Genomic DNA, 13,309 nt, shown 5'->3' on the forward strand with positions numbered 1-13,309 from the left:
CTCTGCTGGTTGTTTGGCAGATATTTGTCACCCCGGGCTAACAGCTAACCAAAGGATAATTATGAATCGCACGCTGGCAGATTTAGATCGCGTTGTGGCCATTGGCGGGGGGCATGGTTTAGGCCGCGTGATGTCATCCCTCTCCTCTCTCGGGTCACGGCTAACCGGAATTGTCACCACCACGGATAACGGGGGTTCCACCGGCAGGATCCGTCGCTCGGAAGGCGGAATTGCCTGGGGTGATATGCGCAATTGTCTGAATCAGTTAATTACTGAACCCGGCATCGCCTCTGCCATGTTCGAATACCGCTTTAGTGGTAACGGTGAACTGGCCGGACATAATCTGGGGAACCTGATGCTGAAAGCGCTGGATAATCTGAGTGTCAGACCGCTGGAGGCGATTAATCTTATCCGTAATGTCCTGAAAGTGGATGCTTTTCTGATCCCTATGTCGGAGCAACCGGTTGACCTGGTCGCTACCGATAGCCGGGGAAATGCTGTATATGGTGAAACTGCCATTGATGCAATGGATGAACTGCCCTGTTCCCTGACGCTCTTTCCGCAGGTTACCGCGACACGTGAAGCGACAGAGGCTATCGCTGAAGCTGATTTGATCTTAATCGGCCCCGGCAGTTTTTATACCAGCCTGATGCCGGTACTGCTGATGGAACAGATGGCGACCGCCCTGCGACGTACCCCGGCCAAAATGATTTTTATTGGTAATCTGGGGAAAGAACACAGTCCTGCGGGTTCTCTGACGGTCAGCGATAAACTACAGAAAATGGAGCAGGTGATTGGCCGCAGGGTGATTGATGCCGTTATTGTCAGTCCTGCCGCTGATATCAGCCAGCTGGGGGGGCGCAGAATTATTCAGCATCCCCTTGAAGCCGGTGATATCAGATACCGTCATGACCGGCATTTGCTGCATATTGCCCTGGAAAAGGCCGTACAGAGTCTGGGATAGTCCGCCGCCCCACGGATACTCAGGAGGCGGCGATAAACAGTGCCCGGACCTCATGTAATTCATCACGTAGCCGCGCAGCTTCTTCAAACTCAAGATCCATGGCATGCTTCTGCATTCTGGCCTCCAATTCGGCAATTTTTTTCTGCATTGCCTGCGGGGTTAATGCTGCATACTGGCCAGCCGCTTCTGCGGCCCGTTGCCTGGTCTGATTTTTGTCCTGAGACTTCCCTTTCGTACGGCCAATTCCCTGCCCCAGTTCAAGGATGTCAGTCACTTTCTTATTTAACCGGGTCGGTACAATCCCGTGTTGCTGGTTCCAGGCTTGTTGTTTCTCCCTGCGGCGCTCAGTTTCTTCAATAGCACGTGCCATGGAAGGCGTAATACGATCGCCGTACAGAATAGCCTTACCACTGATATTACGAGCCGCACGGCCAATCGTCTGAATCAGAGAACGTTCAGAACGCAGGAAACCTTCTTTATCTGCATCCAGAATAGCCACCAGCGAAACTTCCGGCATATCCAGCCCTTCCCGTAACAGGTTTATGCCCACCAGTACGTCAAATTCGCCTAACCGTAAATCGCGGATAATCTCCATCCTCTCGACCGTATCAATGTCGGAATGCAGATAACGTACCCGCTCACCATGCTCCTCAAGATATTCGGTCAGATCTTCCGCCATCCGTTTGGTCAGAGTGGTCACCAGTACCCGCTCATTAATTTCGACCCGCTGACGAATTTCAGATAATAAATCATCTACCTGTGTCGCCACCGGACGCACTTCAATCAGCGGATCCAGCAGCCCCGTTGGCCGGACGACCTGGTCAATCACTTCATCGCCGGATTTGTCCAGTTCATATGCCCCCGGGGTCGCAGAAACATAAATCGTCTGGGGTGCCAGAGCTTCAAATTCTTCAAATTTCAGCGGGCGGTTATCCAGCGCCGAAGGTAAACGGAAACCATACTCGACCAGGTTTTCTTTACGCGCCCGATCCCCCCGGTACATTCCGCCTATTTGCGGAATAGTGACGTGTGATTCATCGACCACCAGCAGGCCGTCGGCGGGCAGATAATCGAACAGGGTTGGCGGTGGCTCTCCCGGCCCGCGGCCCGAGAGATAACGTGAATAGTTTTCGATACCCGAGCAGTAACCCAGCTCATTCATCATTTCTAAATCGAACTGAGTACGCTGCGTAATCCTTTGTTCTTCGAGTAATTTATTATTTTCCAGCAATACACGGCGGCGATCGGCCAGTTCCAGTTTTATCTCTTCCATCGACTGCACAATACGTTCACGTGGCGTGACATAGTGAGTTTTAGGGTAAACCGTATAGCGGGGAACCGTCTGTGCCACCTGACCGGTTAAAGGATCAAAGATCGACAGTCGTTCGACTTCATCATCAAACAGTTCGACCCGCAGAGCAATTTCATCAGATTCGGCAGGGAAAATATCAATCACCTCGCCACGCACGCGGAATGTTCCGCGCTGAAAAGCCTGGTCATTACGGGTATATTGCAGCTCAGCCAGTCGGCGCAGAATACTGCGCTGGTCAATGATCATTCCCCGGCTAAGGTGCAGCATCATTTTCAGATATAAATCCGGATCACCCAGACCATAGATCGCCGAAACGGAAGCGACCACAATGACATCGCGGCGTTCCAGTAAAGCTTTGGTTGCCGACAGACGCATTTGCTCAATATGCTCGTTGACCGAGGCATCTTTCTCGATAAAGGTATCCGAGCTCGGCACATAGGCTTCGGGCTGGTAATAATCATAGTAAGACACAAAGTATTCGACAGCATTATCAGGGAAAAAGGCTTTCATCTCACCGTATAACTGGGCCGCCAGGGTTTTATTGGGGGCCAGTACCATCGTTGGCCGGTTCAGGTCAGCAATCACATTAGCCACCGTAAAGGTTTTTCCGGAGCCGGTCACCCCGAGCAATGTCTGGTGTGCTAATCCGTCTTCCAGCCCTTCCTCCAGACGGCGGATGGCCTCAGGCTGATCACCTGACGGTTTGAATTCCGAATGGAGTGTGAAAACTTTGCTCATCGTAGGGTCACCTGTCGCATCTGTTCTGGCGGGGGATCTATTCTAACCACTGAACGAAAATTTGCCAGTGTCATACTGGGTATACAGCCAGTACGGATACATATCACAATGTGACTTAAGGAATTTTAACGAGAAATAATTTTTATTTCTCCGCGCGATTGTCTCCGTGGCCAGTGTTATCCACCGACTGCCTGCCGACTTTATCGTTTGTCAAGTTAATGTAATAAACCACTGCCATAATCGGCCGTCTGACTGTCCGCAGGCTTGCTTTTAATTAACTAATTGAATATATACAGTTAATATCAAAAGTCCGATTTACAGCCAGTCTGTTGCCAGACCGCATATTTCCTTGCTTCAGCCCTGTTTTAAGATGCTAATGCACATAGTTATCCACAGGAATAGTGGATAACTGTTTTTAGCCCTGATAGCATCGGCTGTGTATAAATTATTAATCCCTTTTCAGCCAGATTAAAAAAAATTTTTTTTGGCTTTTTTTACCCCTTATGTCAGTTTTCAAATCATTGCCGCAGCACGGCTTTACGTTATTTTTCACTACGGTCAAGTACCTCTCCTCAGATTTTCTGCCTTTTTAGCGGTCAGGATGCACCCTAAAGCATTCCGCCCGGCACCGGTAAAGTGCAACAGCGCCTGCCGATAGCCACTGGCTGTGCATAACTGGCCCTGACAGACCCGATATAACCGGTTTTTCTCAGGCTACATCATTGTGGCCTGATAATTGCTTTATTCAGAGGGTGCTGTCGTCCGGGGAGAGACGGCATAAGCGTCGCCGGGCAGTCTGCGGGCCGCCAGGCGTAACCTATACAGAGGAGTGCAACAGATGCTGAGTTTACGTGCAATCAATCAGTTTTATGGTCCGAATCATATTCTCCGGGATGTCGACATGGACCTGATGCCCGGCTCATGCACTGCTGTGCTGGGCCAGCCGGGGATGGGAAAAACGACGCTGGTCAATTGTATTATGGGATATTTGCCGATCAATAGCGGTACCATTACCTGGCAGGAACGTAATGCTCCGCCACGCGACCTTCAGCAACAACCGTCAGAACAACGGGCAGGTATGGGGATCGGTTACGTTCCCCAGGGGCGGCATATCTTTTCTCAGATGAGTGTTGAAGATAACCTGATGATCGCCTTAAAGGCCGCAAAAAGCAGCCCGCCTTACGCAATCCCGCAAATAATCTTTGATCTTTTCCCGCATCTGTATGACCTGCGTCATCAGCGCAGTGGTGATTTAACTATCGATCAGCAGCAACAACTGGCACTGGCCCGGGCGCTGGTACTGGAACCCAAATTACTGATTCTGGATGAACCGACCGGAGGCATGTCCTGCTGGCTGGAAGAAGATATGGGTAACCTGCTACGCTGCCTGAATCATGAGTTCGGGATGACCATCCTGTTGCTGGAACAGCGGGTTTCCTTTATCCGCAGTGTGGCCGACTATTTTCTACTGCTGCATTGCGGCCGCAGCGTCGCTAACGGCCGTGTTACTCAGCTGGATGAAGGCATGATCAATAAATGGCTCAGCGTGAACTGACGGCAGCGGGTAAATCAACATATTGTCCGCAGCAGGACAGTTGCTGTCTGCTGGTCAGTTGCGGGATTTCGCCGAGCAGTGGTGCCGGCAGTCGCTGAATCAGGGTTTCCATATATGGCTGATGACGCTCCTGAGGTGGCTGTACACAGTTAGCTATCCAGCCGGAAAGCGTCAGGCCGGCAGCCCGGATTGCGGCAGCACTCAGAAGCGCATGATTAATACAGCCCAGTTTCATTCCTACCACCAGCACTACCGGCAATTGTTCTGCAACCACCCAGTCAGAAAACAAAAAATCGTCTGCCAGTGGTGTAAACCATCCGCCAGCCCCTTCTACGCCAATCCAGTCGGCTTTCGTTTCCAGATGACGCAGCCCTGCTGACATCGCCTGCGCGCTAATCGGCTGTCGTTGTGCCGCACTGGCAATATGCGGCGATGTGGCCTCAGCAAAGACCAGCGGATTAACTTCATGATAATCCAGACCAGGTAAACTGTTTTGTTGCAGTAACAGCCCATCGCTGTTACGTAATCCCTGCGGTGTCATTTCCGAGCCGGAGGCTACTGGCTTATAACCCGCCGCGCGCCAGCCCTGCGTTGCCGCCGCCTGCAACAATGCGGTTGTCGCCACCGTTTTTCCGGCTTCTGTATCTGTTCCGGTGATAAACCAGCGATGATTCATTCTGTCACTCCATACACTATCTGATAACTTAATCGGTAGCCTTCTGTCTCTTTAGGCCAGCCCGCATCAAGCAGCGCCAGCCGCTGACGGGTAAGGGGCAGACTCTTCGTCCGCTGGTGCAGATGACCGGCCCCCACCCCTTTCAGTGACCAGAGCGCCGCACGAGCAGACGGAAAGTGCAGGGTTACGGGCTCATGGATCAGCCTGATACCATACCCGCAGACGGCCTGCGTAATCTGCTGCACAGTGAGGAACGAGTTAGTATGTGCAGTACCGTCTACGGACTGCCACGCCTGATCCACTTCCGGTAATGACCCTGCCGCAACTGTGGAAAATCGCAGCTGACCTGCCGGTCTCAGAGCAGAACGCAGCTGATATACTGCCTGCCGCAGCTGGTTGCTCCATTGCAGGGCCAGATTGCTCCAGATAACATCAAAGCTACCGGCGCGAAAAGGTAACGCGTCCAGATCAGCCTGTAGATAATCTGCGGCACTCTGTTGCTGACGGGCATAACGAAGCATCTCTGTCGAAATATCCAGTGCCGTGACCCGATACCCCGCGGCGCTGAAACAACGGCTATACCAGCCACTGCCGCAGCCCGCATCCAGTAAGTCGCCTGCTGCCGGCATGCCGGCTATTTCCCGTAAACGGTCACCGGTAATACGCTGCAGCGCTGCATAATCATCATAAGTTGCTGCCGCACGGCCAAAAGCTTTACCTATTGCTGATTTATCAACACCCGGCCCTGCGGTCTGTTCAGGATTGCAATGCATATAAGTGCTCCGCCAGTTGTTCAATCTGCTGCGGATCATGGGCTGCCGAAAGGGTGATACGCAGCCTTGCTGCGCCGGCAGGTACCGTTGGCGGACGGATCGCATTGATCCAAAACCCACGCTGACGCAGTGCTGCGGCCAGATCGACGGCTGACTGATTTTCTCCGATCATCAATGGCTGGATCGCTGTCTCTGAGGGGAGCAGTGACCAGCGCAGACCTGTCATCTGTTGACGGAATAAACGGATGTTGTGCTGTAATTTTTCTCTGCGTTGATCAGCAACGTCGATCAGGTGTAATGACGCATGAATAGCCACCGCCTGTGCCGGAGGCATCGCCGTGCTGTAAATCAGGTGTTTTGCCGACTGACACAAATAGTCGGCCACGTCTGCAGAGCAGAGTATGGCGGCTCCGGCAACACCGAATGCCTTACCGAAGGTGACCACCAGAATATCAGGCGTAATCCCCTGTTGCTGGCAACTGCCCCTGCCCTGTGGCCCGCAGACCCCGATACCGTGCGCATCATCGACCACCAGCCAGCTGCCTGAGGCATCTGCCTGCTGACGGAGCTCCCTCAATGGCGCACGGTCACCGTCCATACTGAACACCCCTTCGGTAATAATCAGGGTTTCGCCGTCACAGGTACGGGAAAGTAACCGTTGCAGGCTCTGCGGGCTGTTATGCTGAAAACGGCATAACGTCGCCGGACTCAGGGCCGCTGCTTCGAGTAATGATGCGTGCATCAGTTTATCGGCCAGCAACCGATCCTGTTTACCGGCCAGAGCAAAAACTAAGGCCTGGTTGGCCGCGAATCCGGAACCGAACAGCAATGCCCGGGAAAACCCCAGCCGCTGCGCCAGGGCCTCTTCCAGCTCCCGGTGTGCCGGGGTATAGCCCGTCACATGGCCGGAGGCACCGGCACCGGCTCCCCAGCGGTTAAGCCCCTGCTGCCAGGCATCAATAATCCGCGGGTGCCGGCTCAGTCCCAGATAATCATTGGAAGAGAAATGGTGATACTGCCGGCCTTCTGCCGACAGTGTTGCATTTGCCGCGGGAGTAACCGGCTGCATCTGACGCCACAACCCAGACTCACGCTGTAACCGCAGTGCTCCGGTGATTTTTTGCTGCCAGCTCATTGTACCGCCGCGTTATAGAACAACGCCGTATCACTCTCCTGTAATACCTGATGTAATTGCTGCTCACGGCCACGATCGCCCTGTTCCGTATAAGTCTGTTCGGGGTTAAGCCCCAGTTTACGGAACAGACGCAGGTCATTATCTTCTTCAGGGTTTGGTGTGGTCAGCAGCTTGCAGCCATAGAAAATAGAGTTAGCTCCGGCCATAAAACACATCGCCTGGGTCTGTTCATTCATCTGTTCACGCCCGGCGGACAGACGGACGTAAGAGGCAGGCATCATTATCCTGGCCACAGCTATCGTCCGGATAAAATCAAACGGACAGACATCTTCGTTATCTGCCAGTGGCGTACCTTTGACCTTCACCAGCATATTGATCGGAACACTCTCCGGAGGAACCGGCAGATTGGCCAGCTGAACCAGCAGTCCGGCACGATCGGTAACCGTTTCGCCCAGACCGACAATTCCTCCGGAACAGACTTTCATGCCCGCATCCCTGACCGCACCAAGAGTATCCAGCCGTTCCTGATAAGTACGGGTTGTCACGATACTGCCGTAAAATTCGGGGGAAGTGTCGAGATTATGGTTATAAAAATCCAGTCCGGCACTGGCCAGTCGTTCAGCCTGTTGCGCTGACAGGGTGCCGAGCGTCATACAGGTTTCCATCCCCATTTCTTTAACACCGGCAATCATTTTCTCCAGGTAAGGCATATCCCTGTCATGGGGATTTTTCCATGCCGCGCCCATGCAAAAACGGCCTGATCCGGCCTGGCGGGCCTTGCGTGCTGAAGCCAGAACTTCTTCAACTTCCATTAAGCGCTCTGACTCGAGGCCGGTTTTATAACGGGCACTTTGCGGACAATACTTACAATCTTCCGGGCAGGCGCCGGTTTTAATCGATAATAAGGTACTGACCTGGACTTTTTGCGGATCGAAATGACGGCGATGCACTTGCTGTGCTTCAAAAAGCAGTTCCAGTAACGGTTTCTCAAACAAAGCTTCGGCCTGAGAAAGGGTCCAGCGTTGTGACATGACATGCTCCGGGTAATTAACAAAGACAGTTTTTATACGTATACTTGTAAACTAAATCTTTTTAATTTGGTTTACAAGTTTATGTTAACTGCCGACGACCTTGCGTTCGACCGCCAGCATATCTGGCATCCCTACACCTCAATGATCGATCCTTTGCCCTGTTATCCGGTGGTCACCGCCGACCGCTGTACCCTGACTCTGGCTGACGGAACACAACTGACAGAGGGCATGTCTTCCTGGTGGGCTGCTATTCATGGCTATAACCACCCGCGGCTTAACCAGGCAATGGTCAGACAAATCAGCCATATGTCACATGTGATGTTTGGCGGTATTACCCACCCTGCAGCAGTCAGCTTATGCCGCAAACTGGTGGATATGAGCACGGAAGGATTAGATAAGGTCTTTCTCGCCGATTCAGGATCTGTGGCGGTTGAAGTTGCGATGAAAATGGCCATTCAGTATTACAGCGGCGATACCCGCCCGCGCCGGAAATTCCTTACCATCCGTCAGGGTTATCACGGGGACACTTTTGCAGCGATGTCAGTCTGCGATCCTGAAAACTCGATGCATGCTTTATGGAAAGGCTATCTGCCCGAACATATGTTTGTCGCCGCCCCGGCCACCGGTTTCGATCACCCCTGGCAGGAAGAGGACATTGCCGAAATGCAGCAAATGCTGGCTGCACATCATCAGCAACTGGCAGCGGTGATCCTCGAGCCCATTGTTCAGGGAGCCGGAGGTATGCGCTTCTATCACCCGAACTATCTGCGGCGTGTCAGACAGTTATGCGATCAATTTGGCGTACTGCTGATCGCCGATGAAATCGCTACCGGTTTCGGCCGGACAGGACGGTTATTTGCCTGTCAGCACGCAGAAATTTCCCCGGATATCATGTGCCTTGGAAAAGGATTAACCGGGGGAACGATGACCCTGTCGGCCACCCTCGCAACCAGTGCGGTTGCGGAAAAAATCAGCAACAGCCCTGCCGGTTGTTTTATGCATGGCCCCACCTTTATGGGGAATCCGTTAGCCTGTGCGGTGGCCTGTGAAAGCCTCAGCATACTGGCAGAAGGACACTGGCAACGGCAGGTGAAAGAGATTGAACAGCTGTTAACTGAGCAGCTTCAGCCCCTCAAAGACTGCCCCCGGGTCGCGGATGTGCGGGTATTAGGCGCTATCGGGGTGATCGAGTGTCATCACCCGGTCAGGATGGCCGAAATACAGCAATTTTTTGTCAGTCAGGGCGTCTGGATCCGCCCGTTCGGCCGGCTGATTTATCTGATGCCGCCTTATATTATCCGCCCCGAAGAGTTATCCCGGTTAACCACGGCCATCAGTCTTGCGGTCAGACTGGACAATTTATTCGCCATGCCGGACTGACAGAACAGCGCCGGACCCGATGACTGTATGGTAGTCTGGTCCGGCAGGCTACTTTACAGAACGGAGAGATAAGATGCGTTTATTCAGTAAGGATTTAACTGACGGGCAGACCATGCCGCAACGCCATGTGTTTAATGGTATGGGCTATCAGGGCGGGAATCTGTCACCCCAGTTATACTGGGAAGATGCCCCTGCAGCGACCCGGAGTTTTGTGATTACCTGCTTTGACCCTGATGCACCGACCGGCAGTGGCTGGTGGCACTGGGTGGTGGTCAATATTCCCGCCGGGAATTCAGAAATAGAACAGGGCGCAGGTTCAGGCATCGCCCCATTACCTGCCGGAGCGTTACAGACCCGGACCGATTTTGGTTCTTCTGTCTATGGCGGCGCTGCACCTCCGCAGGGTGAGAAACATCGCTATGTGTTTACCGTGCATGCTCTGGATAGTGATCTGATTGAGGTCGACAGTCATGCCAGCGGGGCAATGGTTGGTTTTAATGTGCACTTCCATTCACTGGCCAGTGCCAGCCTGACGGTCACTTTTAACTGACCGCTGCCGGCAGAGCCCCTCAGACAGAGTCTCTGCCGGTGCCCGTTTATTTCTGCGGGCTAAGCTGGTGGACTGTTACCCACATAGGCCCCTGGCCTACCGCATAACGTCCTGTTTCTGTCAATAAGCCGTCCTGTGCACCGATAGTATAGACCCCGATATGGTGAGACTTCTGTCCGGCAGCGATCAGGAATTTCCCCTGTTTATCAATATTGAATCCGCGCGGCTGTGTCTCTGTCGGGCAGATATCGCGTACTGTCAGATGATCACCACTGTCACTGACCGAGAAGACTGTGATAGTGCTGCTGGTACGATCACAGGCATACAGGAAACGCCCTTCCGGAGTCAGATGAATATCCGCCGCCCAGCGGGTACCGGTAAAATCATCGGCCATCATATCCAGTGTCTGAATCGTCTCAGCACCGTGGGTGTTCAGTTGTAACACACTCACCGTACTGTCCAGCTCATTGACCAGATAGGCATACTGTCCGGCGGGATGAAACACCATATGACGTGGTCCGGCACCCGGCCGGGTATCCACCTGACCACAGGCCGGTTCGCTTAAGGTGCCGTTACTGTTCCAGCGAAAAGCACATACCCGGTCCTGTTTCAGTGCCGGAGTAAACAGCAGATCATCACTGCTGAGATTGGTGGAATGGCAGCCATCCAGCCCTTCAATGACCTGACTGACAGGCTGCGGCAGACCCTGAGCATCCAGCGGTGTGACCGTAACCAGCCCGTCATGATAGAAACCACTGAACAGAGCCGTCCCCTGATGGTCAGTCGATAAATGTGTCGGACTGCCCGGCAATGCAGCTTCCCCTGCGCGGGTTAAGCTGCCATCGGCAGCAATAGAAAATGCAATCACACGAAAATCAGGGCGCACACCGGCGTACAACACCGGTTTATGCGGATTGACGACCATCGGCTGTACCTGTCCATCAACATCAATCACCTGTAATAACGTCAGCGCCCCGGTCTCAGAGAGCTGCCAGACATGAATTTGCTGACTTTCGGGACTGGCGATATAAACAACTTGTTGCATGTATTCTCCTTACCTGGAATCGGTGATTTTTCGGGATTTGCTCCACTGTATCGCAATATACCGCCGCAAAAAATGATTTATTCATGCGGGGTTTTTTGGTGGCTGCCAGGGAATCAGGATAGACTGCAGGCACCACTCCACCTTCAGGTAAAAGATCTTATGCGTTATCGTGTTATTGCTCTTGATCTGGACGGCACCCTGCTGACGTCTGAAAAAACGATATTACCCGAGTCGATTGATGCTCTGTCACAAGCCCGCCAGGCGGGGGCCGAAGTGGTGATTGTCACCGGACGACACCACAGTGCGATCCATCCGTTTTATCAGGCTCTGCAGTTAACTGCACCTGCAATCTGTTGTAATGGTACCTATCTGTATGATTATCAACAGAAACGTGTACTGGATAATGACCCGATGTCTGTCGCCCAGGCTGAACTGGTCATTCAGCGGCTGGAGGAAGAAGGTATTAAAGGCCTGTTATATGCTGACGATGCGATGCTATACCAGCACCCTACTCCGCATGTTATCCGTACCAGCGCCTGGGGCGAAAGCCTGCCGGCAGCACAGCGTCCGCTCTTCACCCGGGTTGATGACCTGACCAGCGCAGCCCGACGGTCAGATAAATTGTGGAAATTTGCCCTGTCTCACGACAATCTCCCTCAGTTACGGGATTTCGCGTTACGTATCGCCGATGAAGCACAGGTTACCTGCGAGTGGTCCTGGGCAGATCAGGTGGATATTTCACGTCAGGGGAACAGTAAAGGTAAGCGGCTGGCAGAATGGCTGGCAACCCGCAACTTATCTATGCAGGATGTCATTGCTTTCGGTGACAATTACAACGATTTAAGTATGCTGGAACACGCCGGACTGGGGGTTGCGATGGGGAATGCCGATCAGCAAATTAAAGACCGTGCAGGCTGGGTGACAGGCGATAATAACCGGCCATCGATTGCTGAGACTATTTATCAGAAAGTTCTCTGAATAAAAAATGACCTGCCTCGCCGGGCAGGTCACAGAAGCCGTTACGGATGGGTACTCTGGCCGGATGTCTGATCATCCTTACCCCGGGTCCCGGAAATAAGATTGAATAGTTCTCCCAGTCCGTAAATCAAACCCAGCATAATTGCCATTACCAAAGGTACCATTATAATGGCCATCAACAGGCTTTCGAGCAGTTCGAGCATATCAACCTCAGTCTGTTCACAAAAAGGATATTTTACGGGGAGTACTGCGTAAAGCCCATTGCTTTTTGTGCTTTTACGTTTTCTTACCTGAAGTCCGGTATGCGCCGGTACCTGCTTCTGCCTGGCGGCTGCCGATCCCCCCCTGAACAGAGGAACGATTATGCAGGCTGATATTTCTTTAACTCTCCACCTCAGTAATACGCTGTTTGCTGACCCGCGCCGGATAACATTACTGGACGCTGTCCGGCAAACGGGTTCTATCAGCCACGGGGCTAAACTGACCGGAATCAGCTACAAAACGGCCTGGGATGCCATTAATGAAATGAATGCTCTGGCTGACGTTCCGGTGGTAATAAGTAATGCCGGGGGGAAAGGCGGCGGTGGCGCCCGGCTGACCGCCCACGGCCTGCGATTACTCCAGTTGTATCAGTTGCTGGAGCAAATACAGCAGAAGATATTTAATAATTTACAGAAAGAAACCTTACCGCTGAACAGCCTGCTGGCTGCTATTGCCCGTTCTTCATTACAGACCAGCGCCCGTAACCAGTTATTTGGTACCGTTAGCGCAATCCGCCATGCAGGGCCGATTGATATTGTCAGTGTCTTACTCAGTGACCGGCAAACCTGCATCGAAGTATCTGTTACCCGTGACAGCAGTCATCGTCTGCAACTGGTGATAGATAAAGAAGTACTGGTTCTGATTAAAGCCTCATGGCTACAGATACATACCGGCCCGGTCACCGAAGGAAACCGGTTCTCAGCCACAGTCAGTAATATTACTTCCGGTACCGAAGGTGATGAGGTCTTAATGCAGCTGGATAACGGTGAAGCACTTTGCGCTACATTACCCTCATCTGCCCATGATTTTTATACCGGTCAGCAGGTGCAGGTCAGTTTCAGGCCGGAAAATGCATTGCTGGCCTGCCTCAGTTAATTATCACCGGCCATCACTGTCATTCCGCTTATGTT

At 52.7% G+C, this 13,309-nt stretch carries 13 protein-coding genes; 6 read left to right on the plus strand and 7 right to left on the minus strand.

Annotated features, from left to right (window positions below):
• Positions 1-61: 61 nt before the first annotated feature.
• Complete coding sequence (gene yvcK / locus JK211_RS00790) at positions 62-964, plus strand: uridine diphosphate-N-acetylglucosamine-binding protein YvcK (RefSeq protein ID WP_212706758.1); 903 nt, start codon at positions 62-64, stop codon at positions 962-964.
• 19 nt (positions 965-983) lie between these two features.
• Here the strand turns inward: yvcK and uvrB are convergent, their stop codons facing one another.
• On the minus strand, positions 984-3,014 hold the full coding sequence (gene uvrB, locus JK211_RS00795) for an excinuclease ABC subunit UvrB (protein WP_212706759.1): 2,031 nt from the start codon (positions 3,012-3,014) through the stop codon (positions 984-986).
• A gap of 838 nt (positions 3,015-3,852) precedes the next feature.
• On the opposite strand from uvrB, the gene JK211_RS00800 reads away from it, so the two are divergent.
• Positions 3,853-4,569 (plus strand): ATP-binding cassette domain-containing protein, encoded by a 717-nt coding sequence (locus tag JK211_RS00800; protein ID WP_212706760.1) that lies wholly within the window; start codon positions 3,853-3,855, stop codon positions 4,567-4,569.
• Here JK211_RS00800 and bioD read toward each other — a convergent pair.
• From bioD to bioB, 4 genes are read right to left on the minus strand one after another with little or no spacing between them, the layout of a single operon-like run.
• Complete coding sequence (gene bioD, locus JK211_RS00805; RefSeq protein ID WP_212706761.1) at positions 4,556-5,245, minus strand: dethiobiotin synthase; 690 nt, start codon at positions 5,243-5,245, stop codon at positions 4,556-4,558. The genes JK211_RS00800 and bioD overlap by 14 nt on opposite strands.
• On the minus strand, positions 5,242-6,018 hold the full coding sequence (gene bioC / locus JK211_RS00810) for a malonyl-ACP O-methyltransferase BioC (protein ID WP_212706762.1): 777 nt from the start codon (positions 6,016-6,018) through the stop codon (positions 5,242-5,244). The genes bioD and bioC overlap by 4 nt, the downstream gene beginning before the upstream one ends.
• The gene (bioF, locus tag JK211_RS00815) at positions 6,002-7,153 is read right to left on the minus strand and encodes an 8-amino-7-oxononanoate synthase (RefSeq protein WP_212706763.1); all 1,152 of its coding nucleotides are present in this window, start codon (positions 7,151-7,153) and stop codon (positions 6,002-6,004) included. Before bioF ends, bioC begins: the two co-directional genes overlap by 17 nt.
• The gene (gene bioB, locus JK211_RS00820; protein ID WP_212706764.1) at positions 7,150-8,184 is read right to left on the minus strand and encodes a biotin synthase BioB; all 1,035 of its coding nucleotides are present in this window, start codon (positions 8,182-8,184) and stop codon (positions 7,150-7,152) included. The genes bioF and bioB overlap by 4 nt, the downstream gene beginning before the upstream one ends.
• Before the next feature lie 81 nt (positions 8,185-8,265).
• On the opposite strand from bioB, the gene bioA reads away from it, so the two are divergent.
• Together bioA and JK211_RS00830 are read left to right on the plus strand one after the other, a co-directional pair.
• A complete protein-coding gene (bioA, locus tag JK211_RS00825; RefSeq protein ID WP_212706765.1) occupies positions 8,266-9,564 on the plus strand; it encodes an adenosylmethionine--8-amino-7-oxononanoate transaminase in 1,299 nt (432 codons plus the stop codon).
• Between the two features lie 73 nt (positions 9,565-9,637).
• Positions 9,638-10,114 carry a kinase inhibitor gene (locus tag JK211_RS00830; RefSeq protein ID WP_212706766.1) on the plus strand — a complete coding sequence of 159 codons (477 nt, stop codon included), beginning with the start codon at positions 9,638-9,640 and terminating at the stop codon, positions 10,112-10,114.
• Positions 10,115-10,160: 46 nt separating this feature from the next.
• Here the strand turns inward: JK211_RS00830 and pgl are convergent, their stop codons facing one another.
• On the minus strand, positions 10,161-11,159 hold the full coding sequence (pgl, locus tag JK211_RS00835) for a 6-phosphogluconolactonase (protein WP_212706767.1): 999 nt from the start codon (positions 11,157-11,159) through the stop codon (positions 10,161-10,163).
• Positions 11,160-11,318: 159 nt separating this feature from the next.
• On the opposite strand from pgl, the gene JK211_RS00840 reads away from it, so the two are divergent.
• Positions 11,319-12,137, plus strand: coding sequence for a pyridoxal phosphatase (locus JK211_RS00840; RefSeq protein ID WP_212706768.1), 819 nt, complete (start codon positions 11,319-11,321; stop codon positions 12,135-12,137).
• A 41-nt stretch (positions 12,138-12,178) separates the two neighbouring features.
• Here the strand turns inward: JK211_RS00840 and JK211_RS00845 are convergent, their stop codons facing one another.
• On the minus strand, positions 12,179-12,340 hold the full coding sequence (locus tag JK211_RS00845) for an AcrZ family multidrug efflux pump-associated protein (RefSeq protein WP_212706769.1): 162 nt from the start codon (positions 12,338-12,340) through the stop codon (positions 12,179-12,181).
• A gap of 160 nt (positions 12,341-12,500) precedes the next feature.
• Between JK211_RS00845 and JK211_RS00850 the strand changes: the two genes are divergently transcribed.
• Entirely contained in the window at positions 12,501-13,274 is a 774-nt protein-coding gene (locus JK211_RS00850) for a TOBE domain-containing protein (RefSeq protein ID WP_212706770.1), read from the plus strand.
• Positions 13,275-13,309 lie beyond the last annotated feature (35 nt).

The sequence above is a fragment of the Tatumella sp. JGM130 genome (assembly GCF_018257525.1).
GTDB lineage: Bacteria > Pseudomonadota > Gammaproteobacteria > Enterobacterales > Enterobacteriaceae > Tatumella > Tatumella punctata.